Origin of the sequence: Roseicyclus sediminis, from assembly GCF_025515305.1 — a bacterium.
Lineage (GTDB): Bacteria > Pseudomonadota > Alphaproteobacteria > Rhodobacterales > Rhodobacteraceae > Roseibacterium > Roseibacterium sediminis.
Genome location: NZ_JAOPHT010000001.1, coordinates 76657 through 91286 on the forward strand (window position 1 = coordinate 76657; position 14630 = coordinate 91286).

The following is a 14630-nucleotide window of genomic DNA, read 5'->3' on the forward strand; positions in this document are numbered from 1 at the left end:
CGGTGTCTGCCGCCTGTTAGCCGCTCGGCCCTGCCCTGTCACGCCCCCTTGCCGCTGCGGTCGCGGAGGGTCACGCTACGTGCGACAGGGAAGGGTTCATCATGAACGTTCAGATCATCGCGGCACTCGCGCTCGCCGCACTTGGTGGCGCGGCCAGCACACTCCAGGCGCCGATCAACGCGCGCCTGGCCGCTCACACGGGCGATTCCGTCGCGGCGGCGGCGATTTCCTTCGCGGTCGGCATGGCGATCCTGTCTTCGATCGCGCTGTTCCGCGCGGGCCTGCCCGACGGCAGCGCGCTGGCCAACGCGCCGTGGTGGGCCTGGGCCGGTGGCGCGTTCGGCGCAATCTATGTCTGGAGCGCGCTGGCAACGGTCGGCACTCTCGGCGCCGTCACGATGGTGGCCGCGCTGATCCTCGGGCAACTGACCGCTGCACTGGTGATCGACGCGGTCGGCGGATTCGGCCTCCAGGTGAGGGAAATCGGCTGGACCCGCCTGCTCGCGGTGGCCTTCGTCGCCGTGGGACTGGTCTTGTCGCGCGTCTGATTTTTGACCGTTTGGTCAAGCTTGCCTTTGCCCCGCCCGCATGAGACGCTGATGTCCGGACCCCCGAGGACAGGCCCCTTCGATGAGCCAGCCGCAAACCGCAACCGACCGCCTCGGAACCGACAGGCCGGGGCAGCTTCCGCAGGTGCACCTGCCGCGCAACGCCGGCATGCCGCTTGACCTCGACTGGGTCGCGCGGGTCCAGGCCAACACGAGCGCCATCGAACGACGCGCGGCGTCTCTGCCCGGTCGCCGCACGGTCAAAAAGGACTACCAGGCCGCCTGGCTCGCCCGCGCGATCACGCTGATCGACCTCACCACGCTGTCCGGCGACGACACCGAGGGACGTGTCCGCCGCCTCTGCGCCAAGGCGCGCCAACCGGTGCGCGCCGACATCCTCGAAGCGCTCGGCCTGCCGCACATCACGACCGGCGCGGTCTGCGTGTACCACGAGATGGTTCCCGCTGCGGTCGAGGCGCTGGAAGGCTCCGGCATCCCGGTCGCCGCCGTTTCCACGGGATTCCCCGCCGGGCTCTCTCCTTATGCTCTGCGCGTGAAGGAGATCGGCGAAAGCGTGAAGGCCGGCGCGAAGGAAATCGACATCGTCATCTCCCGCCGCCACGTCCTGACCGGCGACTGGCAGGCGCTCTACGACGAGATGGCCGAGTTCCGGGCGGCCTGCGGCGACGCGCATGTGAAGGCGATCCTCGCCACGGGAGAGCTCGGGACACTCCGCAACGTCGCTCGCGCCTCGCTTGTCTGCATGATGGCGGGGGCGGACTTCATCAAGACCTCGACGGGCAAGGAGAACGTGAACGCCACGCTCCCCGTGACGCTGACCATGGTCCGCGCGATCCGCGCCTACGAGGCCGCGACGGGCTTCAAGGTCGGCTACAAACCCGCGGGCGGGATCTCCAAGGCCAAGGACGCGCTCGTCTACATGACGATGATGAAGGAGGAATTGGGCGACCGCTGGCTGCAGCCGGACCTGTTCCGCTTCGGCGCATCGAGCCTTCTGGGCGATATCGAACGGCAGCTGGAGCATCACGTGACGGGCGCCTATTCGGCCAGCTACAGGCACCCGGTTTCATGAGCGGCACGGCGCGCGTTTGCCTGAATGAAAACGGCTCGAACAACCCGGGTCATTCGGACCGGAGAACTGGCGTAGTCCAGCAACCAGGCGAGGAAGGGCGATCACGATGACCACCCGCGAGATCTTCGACACGATGGACTATGGCCCCGCCCCGGAAGGCGACGCCGAGGCACGCGCCTGGATCGCCGCGCGCGGCCCGGCCTTCGGCCATTTCATCGACGGGCGGTTCACCGCGCCCGGCGAGACCTTCCCGACGAAGAACCCCGCCCGCGGCGAGGTGCTGGCCGAGGTGTCCCAAGGCTCGGCCGGAGATGTGGACGCGGCGGTGAAGGCCGCCACCCGCGCCTTTCCGAAATGGGCGAAGCTTTCTGGCCATGCCCGGGCGAAATACCTCTACGCACTGGCCCGCCTCCTCCAGAAGCATTCCCGCCTCTTCGCGGTGCTCGAGTCCCTCGACAACGGCAAGCCGATCCGTGAGGCGCGCGACATCGACGTGCCGCTTGCACAGCGGCATTTCTACTACCACGCGGGCCTCGCCCAGCTTCTTGCAGAAGAACTCCCCGGCCACGCGCCCCTCGGCGTCTGCGGCCAGATCATCCCGTGGAACTTCCCGCTCCTGATGCTGGCGTGGAAGATCGCGCCCGCGCTCGCCGCCGGGAACACGGTGGTGCTGAAGCCTGCCGAATACACCTCGCTGACCGCGCTCCTCTTCGCCGACATCTGTCGCGAGGCGGGGCTACCCAGGGGCGTCGTCAACATCGTCACGGGCGACGGTGCGACGGGGCAGGCCATCGTCGATCATCCGGGCATCGCCAAGATCGCCTTCACCGGCTCGACCGCCGTGGGCCGCCGCATCCGCGAGGCGACGGCGGGGACCGGCAAGTCCCTCACCCTCGAGCTGGGGGGCAAGTCCCCCTACATCGTCTTTGACGACGCCGACATCGACAGCGCGATCGAGGGACTGGTCGACGCCATCTGGTTCAACCAGGGGCAGGTCTGCTGTGCGGGCTCCCGCCTGCTGGTGCAGGAAGGTATTGCCGACGATTTTCACGCCCGCCTCAAGGCGCGGATGGACAAGCTCCGCGTCGGCGACCCGCTCGACAAGTGCATCGACGTCGGAGCCGTCGTGGACCCGGTGCAACACGCGACGATCACGCGGCTGGTGGACGCCAACACGGAAGGCGAGGTCTACCGCGCCGCCGTGGACATGCCGCAGACCGGGTGCTTCTACCCGCCGACGCTGATCACCGGCCTCTCCCCCGCGGCACTGCTCATGCAGGAAGAGATCTTCGGCCCCGTCCTCGTCTCGGGCACGTTCCGGACACCGGCCGAGGCGGTGCAACTCGCCAACAACACGCGCTACGGCCTCGCTGCGACGGTATGGACCGAGAACCTCAACCTCGCCCTCGACATCGCGCCGAAGCTGGCGGCGGGCGTAGTCTGGGTCAACGCGACCAACCTCTTCGACGCCGCCGCGCCATTCGGAGGGGTCCGCGAGAGCGGGTTCGGCCGCGAAGGCGGTTGGGAGGGGATGCAGGCCTACCTGAAACCCATGGTCGCCCTGAAGGCGGTGAAGCCCGTCGAACCTGTCCCGGCATCCGACACGGTGGAGGCCCCGGGCCTCGACCGTACCGCGAAGATGTATGTCGGCGGCAAGCAGGTCCGGCCCGACGGCGGTTATTCCCACCCCGTTTTCGGCCGGCGCGGCAAGCTTCTCGGCCATGCCGGCATCGGCAACCGCAAGGACATCCGCAACGCCGTCGAGGCCGCGCGCGGGGCCCCCGGCTGGTCGAAGGCCACGGGGCACCTGCGCGCGCAGATCCTCTACTACATTGCCGAGAATCTCTCGGCCCGTGCGGATGAATTCGCCGGGCGGCTGCGGGACATGACCGGCGCGACCGCCGCTGCCGCGCATGCCGAGGTCGCGGCTTCGGTCGACCGGCTGTTTTCCTACGGGGCCTGGGCCGACAAGTTCGACGGCGTCGCGAAATCCGTGCCGATCCGCGGCGTGGCGCTTGCCATGCGCGAACCCGTGGGCGTCATCGGGCTTCTCGCGCCCGAGGATGCGCCGCTGCTCGGCGCGATCTCTCTCATCGCGCCTGCCATTGCGATGGGGAACCGGGTGGTGCTCGTGCCATCATGGCCCTACCCGCTCGCGGCGACGGACCTCTACCAAGTGCTCGACACGTCGGACGTTCCCGGCGGCGTCGTGAATATCGTGACCGGGGAGCCGGAAGATCTTGGCCAGACACTCGCCACGCATCTCGACGTCGACGCGCTCTGGTCCTTTTCGGGGCGCGTCGATGCGAAGAAGATCGAGGCGGCCTCGGCAGGGAACCTCAAGCGGACATGGGTGAACCACGGTGGAAACCCCGACTGGTTCGGGTCCGCGGGCGGCGGACGGCGCTTTCTCGAAGCCGCCACGGAGGTCAAGACGATCTGGGTGCCCTACGGCGAGTGACGCGGCATCTTCTTGCAAGAAGATGCAGGGGAGAATTGCAATTCTCCCGGCGAAAGACTTGCAAGTCTTTCGCTTCAGCGCCGTCCCGCCGCCCAGTCCTTCATCTTCGCCCAGCGCACCGCGAACCAGTCGACCATCGGCTCGATCACGCGGTCCTCGAACCGCTCCCAGATGCGCCATGCGAAGAAGATGACCAGGGCGATCCCAAGAAGGATCACGATATTGAGCCACGGGAACAACGACACGTCCGGCCCCGCCACGGGCCGCACCGTCACGGCATTCGGGTAGATCGACAAAAGGTTCGAGCGCCAGCCGTAATGCGTGATGGCCACCCATTGCGGCGTCGCCTCGGTCGAGGCGAGGTTCGCGGCCTCCGCCTGAAGATCCTCGCTGTCGAACTTGAAATAGGGGGGCCAAAGAAGCCCGGTATCCTCGTTGCGATAGACGAGTGGGCGCCCATCGGGCCGGATCGTGGAGATCAGGCGGATGTCGCGCATCCCCGTGCTCTGCGCCGTGCCGCTGTCACGCTGGGCGTAGAACCAACCGTTCAGCCCGCCGACCTCCGTCAGGCGGCTTTCCACGTTCACGATGCGCACGATGTCCCGCTGCGGCAGCGTGTAATGCAGGAAGGCCCCGATCAGGAGCGCGAGGATGCTGATGAAGATGATCCGTGGCCAGCGCATGGGGCATGCCTTCAGTTGGTTAGGTAGACGTAGACCGACAACGCGGCGAGCGGAAGGACATAGACGAGAAACACCAGCCACCGCCGGATCCGCGCGGCGCGTGGGGCGAGACGGTCCTCGACCCATCCGTCGCGATCGCCGGGCCGGCCTTCCATGACCCAGTCTTCCTCCAGGCGCATCCGGATGCCGGAGCGCCAGTAGAAATAGACGCTGACATAGACGACGGTCAGCCCGATGAGGAGGAAGACGGCCATGCGTCCGAGATTGAGCATCATCTCTCCAGTCCTTCGACGGGGCCTGAGGTCTCGGACCTGACGGCCCTGCTCACCGATATAGGACAAAACGGCAGCAAATGGCAGGGCTTGCGGGGGGCGGCAACCCGGCGCAGTCTGGCGCCATGGACATTGACGCCGCACTGATCGAGGCCATCGAGGCCCGGAGGGACGATCTCGTCGCACTCACGCAGGACATGGTCCGCATCCCGACGCTGAACCCTCCCGGCCTGCACTACCGCGATATCTGCGAACTTCTTTCGGCACGGCTCGAGGCGAGCGGATTCACGGTGGAGATGATCCGGGCTTATGGCGCGCCCGCAGACAGCGACAGGTATCCCCGCTGGAACCTCGTGGCCCGGCGCGAAGGGACGGCACCCGGCGACTGCGTGCATTTCAACGGCCATCACGACGTGGTCGAGACAGGCCATGGCTGGACCGTCGATCCCTTCGGCGGCGAGGTTCGGGACGGACGGGTCTATGGCCGTGGCACCTGCGACATGAAGGGCGGCATCGCGGCCTCCGTCATCGCGGCAGAGGCCTTTCTGGCTGTCTGTCCGGATTTCCGCGGCGCGATCGAGATCAGCGCGACGGCGGACGAGGAATCGGGCGGCTACGGCGGTGTCGCCTATCTCGCCGAGCAGGGGTATTTCGACCCCGCCCGCGTTCAGCACGTGATCATTCCCGAACCGCTCAACAAGGACCGGATCTGCCTTGGCCACCGAGGCGTCTGGTGGGCCGAGATCGAGACGCAGGGCAGGATCGCGCATGGCTCCATGCCTTTTCTCGGCGACTGCGCCGTGCGCCACATGGGCGCCGTTCTGGCCGAGATGGAAGCGACGCTCTTTCCGCTTCTCGCCGGAAAGCGTACGGCGATGCCCGTTGTCCCCGACGGGGCGAAGGCCTCGACGCTCAACATCAACGCGATCCATGGCGGCGAGCCCGAACAGGACGAGGACTATACCGGCCTTCCGGCGCCCTGCGTTCCCGACCGTTGCCGCATCACCATCGACCGGCGCTTCCTCATCGAGGAGGACATCGCCGAGGTGAAATCCGAGATCGGGGCCCTGATGGAGCGCGTGCGCGCCGCGCGGCCCGAGCTTCGCTACGAGATTCGCGACCTCTTCGAGGTGCAGCCGACAATGACCGACCGGGATGCGCCGATCGTGCGCACCGTGGAGGCCGCGATCACGCGCGTTCTGGATCGCCATGCCGAATTCGTGGTGTCGCCCGGAACCTACGACCAGAAGCACATCGACAGGATCGGGCGGCTGAAGAACTGCATCGCCTATGGGCCGGGCATCCTCGACCTTGCGCACCAGCCGGACGAATGGGTGGGAATCGACGATATGGCGGATGCCGCCAAGGTCATGGCCCTGACGCTGCGGGAGTTGCTGGCCTGAGGTGGCCGTCCGCCGCTCAGGCGCGGTCGATGAAGCCCAGATGCCGAAGTGCGCGCGCCGCGATCTCGCTGGCGCTGGGATCGGCCCCCATCAGGTCATCGTTCAACTTGCGCACCAGCGGGCTGAGGCTTCGCGCGCTGGCCTGCGCCCTGATGAACGATCCGATCTTGTCTGACGAAATGGCGAGGATTTCCTCGGGCTCGAGTCTCTCCATCACGGGTCCCCCACGGCTGCACTCTGTCCCGACGGCCGCGCGCCCCAGACTGCGCGCCGCTGGTAGGCCGACGCAGGGCCGACACCTGCGCAAGGGTGGTCCGATTCGCGCCTGGCTGGAAGCGTGTTGTGACGTCCGCGAGACAAACTGCCCGGCGCGTCCGGGCGCGCTGATCGATTCGCGTGCAACGAACCCTTGCCTCCCGCGGCGGTTCCGGCATTCCGTTTCCGCCACGCGAGTGCATTTTCGGCGCGCTTTTTTCCTGCGAACACGCCAATATGGCGGAAAAGCAGACCACGGGGAGAGACTTCTGCCATGACTCGTTCGCTACGCCTCGGCGCACTCGCGCTCCTACTCGGCTCCAGCGCGGCGCTGGCGCAACAGGCCGACATCAGTATCGGCATGGTGTTGGAGCCACCGAACCTTGACCCGACGGGCGGCGCGGCTGCCGCGATCGACGAGGTGGTCTACGCCAATGTCTTCGAAGGCCTGACCCGTTTCGCGCCCGATGGCTCGGTGATTCCCGGCCTCGCGGAAAGCTGGGAGATTTCCGAGGACGGCCTCACCTACACATTCACGCTTCGCGAAGGTGTAACCTTCCACGACGGGACGACGATGACCGCCGACGACGTGGTCTTCTCTCTTGATCGGGCGCGGGCGGAGGATTCGACGAACGCGCAGAAGCCGCTTTTTGCGGGCATCGAAAACGTCGAGGCGGTCGACGACACCACGGTGCGCGTCACGCTCACGGCGCCGGACGGGGCGTTCCTGTTCAAGATGGCGTGGGGCGACGCGGTGATCGTGGCCCCCGAGAGCGCGGACACGAACGCCACGAACCCCGTGGGCACGGGACCGTTCCGCTTTTCCGAGTGGGTCGAGGGCGACCGGGTCGAGCTCGTTCGCAACGAAGAATACTGGGGCGAACCGGTTGCACTCGAGGCCGCGACCTTCCGGTTCATCTCAGACCCGAATGCCGCCTTCGCGGCGATGATGTCGGGCGATGTCGACGCCTTCCCCAACTTCCCGGCGCCCGAAACGCTGGTTCAGTTCGAAGCCGATCCGCGGTTCCGCGTCGTCGTGGGCTCGACCGAAGGCGAAACGATCCTCGCCATGAACAACGCAGGCTCGCCGCTTGACGACATCCGCATCCGGCAGGCGATCACGCATGCGATCAACCGGCAGGATATCATCGACGGTGCGATGTTCGGCTACGGCACGCCGATCGGGACCCATTTCGCGCCCCACAACCCCGACTACGTCGATCTCACCGCCAACTCGGCCTACGATCCCGACGCCGCCCGCGCACTGCTGGCCGAGGCCGGCGCCGAGGGGCTGACGCTGCGCCTGATGCTGCCGCCGCCCTCTTATGCACGGCGCGGGGGCGAGATCATCGCGGCACAGCTCCGCGACGTCGGGATCGAGACCGAGATCACCAACATGGAATGGGCCGACTGGCTGGAGCGGGTGTTCCGGGGTCACGATTTCGACCTGACGATCGTCAGCCATACCGAACCCTTCGACATCAACATCTACGCCAACCCCGAATACTACTTCCAGTACGACAGCCCGGAGTTCCAGGCGATGAACGCCGAACTGGAGGTCACGACGGACCCGGCCGCCCGGTCGGAGATCCTGGCACGGATGCAGACGGCCATCTCGGAAGACTACGTCAACGGGTTCCTCTTCCAGCTCGCCAAGACCGGGGTCGCGAATGCCGCGATCGAAGGGCTTTGGGAGAACTCGCCGACGCAGGCCAATGACCTGACAGCGGTGCACTGGACCGAATGACGTACCATGCGCCCGCCCGGACCTCACCGGGCGGGCCCCGCATCGGGTTCGTGTCCTGCGGGCCCGAATGCCCGGCACGGTTCCCCTGAATGGCAGCAAGACCGACCGACCGCGTCCTTCCCGCGATCCTGATCAGCCTCGTCGCGATCCTGCTCTTCGATCTGATGGGCCTTGTCATCAAGTACCTGTCGTCCCGCTACGGCGCGGCGGAGCTTTCGGCGTGGCGCAATCTCTTCGGCATTGTCCCCGGCCTGATCGCCCTGTGGTCGACGCGGTCCTGGCACCGTGCCGGACGGCCCTGGCGGATGCGGCAGTGGTACATCCCGGTGATCCGCGGTCTGGCCGTGACGGTAGCACAGTTCTGCTTCTACCTCGCGCTCGGGCGGCTCGCCTTCGCCACGGCAACGACGATCACCTATTCCAATGCCCTCTTCATCGTCGCGCTCTCCGCTCCGATCCTGGGCGAGCGCGTGGGGCCGTTTCGCTGGGCCGCCGCGCTGATCGGCTTTGCCGGTGTCGTCATGGTCATGGGGCCCGGTCGTGACGGGTTCAGCACGGACGCGATCCTGCCGCTGATCGCCGCAATGCTCTATGGCGTCTCGGGCGTGATGTCCCGACTTCTGGACGAGGACGTGCCGAGCGCGCTGGTGAACCTGCAATCGGCGGCGATCGCGGCCATGGGCGCGCTGACCCTGACCTTGGCCACGGGGGGCTTCACACCCATCGCCTCTGCGGCCGATCTCGGATGGATCGCGGCGATGGGGGCTTTCGGGGGAACGGCGGTCCTGTGCCTTGTCATCGCCTACCGGATGACGGAACCCTCGAACCTCGCGCCGTTTTCCTATTTCGGAATACCGACCGCGCTCCTGCTTGGCTGGGTATTCTTCGGCGAGGCGCCGCTCGACGATCTATGGCCCGGCGCGCTCCTGATCATCGCGGGCGGGCTCATGATCGTCTGGCGCGAGCGCCGGCTGGCCCGGCGCCCGCTCGGTGATTGAGGCGATCAGGCCGCGGCCCGAAGATGCTTCCGGTCAGCGATCCTGAGCACGACCGAGCCCTTGCGGCTGCGGCTTTCGACATGTTCATGGGCCGCACGTATCTCGGAGAAGGGATATTCCCTGTCGATGACGGGACGCAGCTTCCCCTCGGCGAGCATGGCGGTGATCCGTTCCAGGCCTCCGCGGCTGTCGCCACTCACCTTCAGGATCACCCTGTGGCCATTGCGCCGGGCGCGGCGCATCTGCCCCATGTCGGCAAGGCCGAAGTTCAACGGCACGAAACGCCCGCCCATGGCCAGCATAGGTGCCGCCTCCGGGTAGCCGAGCGCGCCCACGGTGTCGAAGATCACGTCGTATGGCCCGGTCAGGGAGGCCGGTGGCGTGGTGCGATAATCCACGAATTCCGCCGCCCCGAGCCCACGGACAAGCCCCTCGCGGGCGGCGGAGGCGACGCCGGTGACATGCGCCCCGAGCGCGGCCGCCACCTGCACGGCATGGACACCGACGCCGCCCGAAGCACCGAGGATCAGCACGCGTTCGCCCGGCTTCACGCCCGCGAAACGATCCAGGAACTCCAGCGCGCAGAGGCTGCCAAAGGGCAAGGAAGCCGCCTCGGTGTCCGAAAGCCCCTCGGGCGTCTGCAGGACCGCGCCCCTTGCAGGCATCGTCATGTATTCGGCATGGGCGCCCCGCATCGCGAAACCGAAAACCCGGTCTCCCGGTGCGAAGCCGGTGACCTCAGCACCGACCTCCGCCACGGTGCCCGCGAACTCGCCGCCGAGAACGGGATTGCGCGGGCCGAAGATGCCGAACATCAACCGGCCGGCGAGCGCCGTGAAGAGCCCCGGGAATGCGGCGGCCCGCAGGCGCCAGTCGGCGGTCGTGACACCGGCGGCGCCGACGCGGACGAGGATCTCGCCCTTGCCTGGCCGGGGGCGGGGGATGTCGCCGATGCGGACCACTTCAGGACCGCCGTATTCGGTGTAGAGCGCTGCTTTCATCTTTTCCCCTCCTTCGGGTGCGGCTTCGGGTCGGGCTGGATATACCCATGCAGCTTGCCTGAAGAAATTGACGAAATTGGCAGGGTTGCCATACGATGATGCATGGATTGGAAAAGCCTCACCTTCGACTGGAACCGGGCCCGCGCCGTCGCGGCGACGGCGGAAACGGGATCGCTGTCCGCGGCCGCGCGCGCGCTGGGGCTGACCCAGCCGACGCTCGGCCGCCAGGTCACCGCGCTCGAGGAAGAACTGGGCGTCACGCTCTTCACCCGCGCGGGCAAGCGAATGGAACTGACAGAGGCCGGCCTGTCGCTCATCGACCACCTGCGCACGATGGCCGAGGCCGCCCATGCCGCGGCCCTTGCCGCCACCGGCCAGAGCCAGGAGATCGCCGGCGCGGTCACGATCACGGCCTCGAACCTCTACGCGAGCGAGTTGCTGCCGCCGATCCTGGGGCGCATTCGCGAGGAGGCGCCCGCGCTGCAGATCCAGGTCGTGGCGTCCAATGCGCTGAGCGACCTGATGCGACGGGAAGCGGACATCGCCATCCGCCACGTTCGGCCCGACCAGCCGGACCTGACGGCGAAACTCGTGGCCGAGGACGAGGCCGCGCTTTATGCGACACCGGATCTGCTGGCACGCGGGGAACTGACGGCACTGCCGTTCATCGGATACCTGATCGGCGATCAGTACAGGTCCATGCTGGCCGAGCGCGGCGTCGACGTCCCGGCCGAGAACTTCGCCTTTTTCAGCGAAGACTCCCATACGCAGAGGGCGATCGCACGGGCCGGGCTGGGTGTCGCGGTATTGCCGACCTGGGCCGGGGACCCGGATCCGGTTCTGGTCAGGGCACAGCCCGAGGCCCCGCCTCTGGTGCGGTTCCCGATCTGGCTTGCCGCACATCGCGATCTTCACACCTCGCGCCGCGTGCGGCTCGTCTTCGACCACCTGGCCGAGGGGTTTTCGCGCATCGGACGCGGCAGCCAAGGGCGGCGCGACACTGTCCACCCGGAGTGACCGCGCCCCGCCGCAGTCAGCCTTCCAGCAAGGAAAAGCCCCCCGCACGAAACCGCGCGGGGGGCGATACTCTTGAAATGCCAGCTTCGAAATTATCGACCGCGTCCAATCACATGGGCGAAATCGCGAAGAACATCGTCTCGCCGGAATGGTCGTCCACCCCGTCGTTGTCGGTCGAGACCCACATTGTCCCATCCGGCGCGATCGCCAGACCCTCGACCTTGTCGAGCACGTAGCCGCCGGTCGAGGTGAGGTAGGGAAGAAGATCCACGACCACCTCCGGTTCCAGCACCGCCGGCGTCTCGCCGAGGGCAACCATCCCCTCCATCGCCGCAAGCGGCACGCGGGTGATGAGCTTCGTCACCGCGTTTTCCCCAACCTGGTTGTCGCGCTCGACGAAATAGACCCAGTCGCCGTGCGCCACGATTTCGGAGAGGCCGACCCAGCCCGTCGCGGGCTCGGTCAGGGGATAGTGGATGACCGACCATTCCTCGGTCTCGAGGTTGTAGCCGAGAACCTTCGCATGGTTCGCCGGATCGTCACGCCAGGGCCTCTGCACGGCGAGGTACAGCATGTCGCCGACCCGCGTGATCCCCTCGAAGCCGAAGCGGATCTCGACCGCCAGAAGCTCGTTCGGCAGCGCGATGTAGTCCTCGATCGCCCCATCGGCGCCCACGTGGTAGATCGCGTGCGGCACCAGGCGGTCGGACCGGCCCTCGGACGCGATCCAGAAGCCGCCGTCACCGTCGAGCGCGATGCCCTCCATGTCCAGAAGTTGGGCGGGCTGCCCCTCGCGCGTCACGCGGATGGCGTCGACGATGCGGGCTGGCGTCTGGCTGACGTCGATGTGGTAGATCGTCGGCTGCATCCCGAGGAAACTGTCGGAGACGGCGTAGATCGTTCCGTCGTCGGCCATGACCTGCCCCGAGATGGCCGCCCATCCGGTCAGTTCATCCATGCCCGCGGAGGTGAGGTGCGGATAGACTGCGGGCGCCTCCTGATACTCGAAGATCATGACATGCGCGCGTGCGAGCCCGTCCTCGCCGAGGTCGGTCTCGTTCGCGGAGACCAGCAGGTTGCGCGACGGGATCGTGACGTAGCCCTCCGGTCCGATGCCGGACGGCAGAAGCTGGCGCAGAACCGGGTTCGCGAGGTCCGTTGCATCGTAGACACCCACGATCGAGGCACGCTCGGCCCCGACGAAGATCATCGGCGTCCCGCCAAAGGTGCCCACGGTGATGGACTCGGGCTCGACACCCTTGTTGCCGGAGCGCTCCTCGGGATAGTGGCCGATCTCGACGATGGCGTATTCGAAGGATGTGCCGGACTCGTAGACCACCTCACCGTCCTGGCTGAAGATCGTCCAGCCGCGCGTGCCGCCGTCCATGTCGCCCTCGTTGGCGATCGCGAAATGCGTGTCGTCGATCCAGGCGACCGAGTCAGGCTCCCGCGGCCAGGTCAGTTCGCTGTCGAAGGTCAGCGCGCCCTCTTCCTCCGTATCGATGCCCGTCAAGGCAACCTCTCCGGCCGAGAAGTGGTCGAGGACGGAGCCGTCGGACGCCAGGACGATGATGTGGTTGTTCTCCTGCAACGTGACGACGATCTCGCCCTCGCCGTTGATCGAGACGAACTCGGGCTCCGGATCCTCTGGCGCGATGTCGGCGAGGCCCGTGACGTCCGCGCGGATCATTCCGTCGCAGTCCATGTCACCCGCCGAAAGCGGGATGATGGCCACGAAACCGGCGGGCATCTGCGGGACGCGGCCATCGCCCGCATCCTCGTCACGTTCATTCTCGATGGCCACGGCGATGAAGCTGCCGTCGGGCGCGATGGCCACGGCGTCCGGCTGGCCGCCGAGGTCGCAGGAGGCGCTGACGCTGCGGTTCGCGACGTCGATGGCATGCAACACGCCCGACGGCTCGGTGAAGCTGGGGCTCGTGTTCTCGCCGACATAGGCGGTCATGCCGCGCACGGCGACCGAGGTCGGCTCCCCCTCGGGCATCGCGATCGCGCCGAGAGCCGTGGGATTTGCCGGGTCCGTGATGTCGATGAAGCCGACGACGCCCGCCGGGCTGTCGGTATAGACCAGCGTCATGCCGTCCTCGGTGACGGCGATGATCTCGGCCGAGCTCTCCTCGGCTTCGGGCGCGTTCTGCCCGACCATGAACGAGGCGATGCGGTTGAAGTTCATGTCCTGCGCCAGCGCCGGGCCGGCGAGCAGGGCAAGGGCGGACGTCAGCGTTACGAAACGAGGCGTCATTCGAGGCTCCCCACGGGTTTGTGTACGCCCGTGCTGTGGCGCAGTCGCGTGAAGCCTGCGTAACGGTTTCATGTAGGTTCGATGAAACCGGAGGACGGGATGGCACGGCGCCGGAGCGCAGATGCCACGACGAAAAAGACCGGCTCAAACGAGCCGGTCTTTTCCACGACCAAATTTATTTTATCAAATATTCATGCGCCCTTGCGACGCCGTGCGGCGAAGCCGAGCGCCCCCAGCCCGCCGAGCAGGAGAAGCCCCGCCGCCGGAAGCGGCACGGCAGCGACCTGCACGTCGTAAAGGGCCGGAGCCTGTTGGCCAAAGTTCCCGTAGACCTTCAGCAGGTAGGAACCGGGGCCGAAGCTTCCGTAAAGGACCTCGCGTCCGGCGGGGGTGCCGGTCGCGTAGACATTGCCACCGGCAAGCGAGTACGACCCCATGTGCTTCCACAGGACGAAGCCCACGAACGTCGGCGAGCCGCCGGCGCTCTGAAGGCCGTTGCCGATGAACGACACCGTGAAGGCGTGGTCGGCGTCGAAGTGGTAGGTGTCGATGTCGCCGTCGATGTGGCCGAAGATGTTGATGCTGTGACCCGGCGCGACGTTGCCCGCGTCGAACGCGGCGGACGGCCGCGAACCGGCATCGCCGATCGCGACGGTTCCCGCGACGAGATCACGAAGACCTTCGGTGAAACCGACGCTCGATGCGGATGCCGGCACCGACAGAACGAGTGCGCTCAGCCCTGCGGCGGCAGCAATGCCCGCAATTCTACGGAAAAATTTCTGGTACAATTTAACCCCCAGTACATGCCCGCCCCCTCTATGCCAAAGAACCCGGAATGCTGCAATGCAAAAATCCGCTCATGGGCCCAAGCATTGGCATTCCAGCCACACCC

The 14630-nt window shown here is 66.9% G+C and carries 13 protein-coding genes; 7 read left to right on the top strand and 6 right to left on the bottom strand.

The genetic code is table 11. From position 1 onward, the window contains the following. The first annotated feature begins 101 nt into the window (after nucleotides 1-101). From N8I71_RS00325 to N8I71_RS00335, 3 genes are all read left to right on the top strand, one after another. A complete protein-coding gene (locus N8I71_RS00325; RefSeq protein ID WP_262875928.1) occupies nucleotides 102-548 on the top strand; it encodes a DMT family transporter in 447 nt (148 codons plus the stop codon). 82 nt (nucleotides 549-630) lie between these two features. Further along, on the top strand, nucleotides 631-1641 hold the full coding sequence (deoC, locus tag N8I71_RS00330) for a deoxyribose-phosphate aldolase (protein ID WP_262875929.1): 1011 nt from the start codon (nucleotides 631-633) through the stop codon (nucleotides 1639-1641). Nucleotides 1642-1747: 106 nt separating this feature from the next. Next, nucleotides 1748-4102 carry an aldehyde dehydrogenase family protein gene (locus tag N8I71_RS00335; RefSeq protein WP_262875930.1) on the top strand — a complete coding sequence of 785 codons (2355 nt, stop codon included), beginning with the start codon at nucleotides 1748-1750 and terminating at the stop codon, nucleotides 4100-4102. 74 nt (nucleotides 4103-4176) lie between these two features. Here N8I71_RS00335 and N8I71_RS00340 read toward each other — a convergent pair whose 3' ends face one another. Next, nucleotides 4177-4785, bottom strand: coding sequence for a DUF1523 family protein (locus tag N8I71_RS00340; protein ID WP_262875931.1), 609 nt, complete (start codon nucleotides 4783-4785; stop codon nucleotides 4177-4179). Between the two features lie 11 nt (nucleotides 4786-4796). Then, nucleotides 4797-5060: a hypothetical protein gene (locus N8I71_RS00345; protein WP_262875932.1), complete on the bottom strand. Its 264-nt coding sequence runs from the start codon at nucleotides 5058-5060 to the stop codon at nucleotides 4797-4799. A gap of 122 nt (nucleotides 5061-5182) precedes the next feature. On the opposite strand from N8I71_RS00345, the gene N8I71_RS00350 reads away from it, so the two are divergent. Then, entirely contained in the window at nucleotides 5183-6460 is a 1278-nt protein-coding gene (locus tag N8I71_RS00350) for an acetylornithine deacetylase/succinyl-diaminopimelate desuccinylase family protein (protein WP_262875933.1), read from the top strand. 16 nt (nucleotides 6461-6476) lie between these two features. On the opposite strand, the gene N8I71_RS00355 is transcribed toward N8I71_RS00350, so the two are convergent. Then, entirely contained in the window at nucleotides 6477-6674 is a 198-nt protein-coding gene (locus N8I71_RS00355; protein WP_262875934.1) for a hypothetical protein, read from the bottom strand. A 315-nt stretch (nucleotides 6675-6989) separates the two neighbouring features. On the opposite strand from N8I71_RS00355, the gene N8I71_RS00360 reads away from it, so the two are divergent. Continuing rightward, on the top strand, nucleotides 6990-8462 hold the full coding sequence (locus N8I71_RS00360; protein WP_262875935.1) for an ABC transporter substrate-binding protein: 1473 nt from the start codon (nucleotides 6990-6992) through the stop codon (nucleotides 8460-8462). 89 nt (nucleotides 8463-8551) lie between these two features. Continuing rightward, nucleotides 8552-9460: a DMT family transporter gene (locus N8I71_RS00365; RefSeq protein WP_262875936.1), complete on the top strand. Its 909-nt coding sequence runs from the start codon at nucleotides 8552-8554 to the stop codon at nucleotides 9458-9460. Nucleotides 9461-9465: 5 nt separating this feature from the next. Here N8I71_RS00365 and N8I71_RS00370 read toward each other — a convergent pair whose 3' ends face one another. After that, entirely contained in the window at nucleotides 9466-10461 is a 996-nt protein-coding gene (locus tag N8I71_RS00370; RefSeq protein ID WP_262875937.1) for an NAD(P)-dependent alcohol dehydrogenase, read from the bottom strand. A 102-nt stretch (nucleotides 10462-10563) separates the two neighbouring features. On the opposite strand from N8I71_RS00370, the gene N8I71_RS00375 reads away from it, so the two are divergent. Beyond that, nucleotides 10564-11478: a LysR family transcriptional regulator gene (locus tag N8I71_RS00375; RefSeq protein WP_262875938.1), complete on the top strand. Its 915-nt coding sequence runs from the start codon at nucleotides 10564-10566 to the stop codon at nucleotides 11476-11478. A 109-nt stretch (nucleotides 11479-11587) separates the two neighbouring features. Here the strand turns inward: N8I71_RS00375 and N8I71_RS00380 are convergent, their stop codons facing one another. Both N8I71_RS00380 and N8I71_RS00385 read right to left on the bottom strand, forming a co-directional pair. Then, the gene (locus tag N8I71_RS00380; protein WP_262875939.1) at nucleotides 11588-13738 is read right to left on the bottom strand and encodes an esterase-like activity of phytase family protein; all 2151 of its coding nucleotides are present in this window, start codon (nucleotides 13736-13738) and stop codon (nucleotides 11588-11590) included. Nucleotides 13739-13929: 191 nt separating this feature from the next. Next, nucleotides 13930-14526: a VPLPA-CTERM sorting domain-containing protein gene (locus tag N8I71_RS00385; protein WP_262875940.1), complete on the bottom strand. Its 597-nt coding sequence runs from the start codon at nucleotides 14524-14526 to the stop codon at nucleotides 13930-13932. Between the last annotated feature and the right edge of the window lie 104 nt (nucleotides 14527-14630).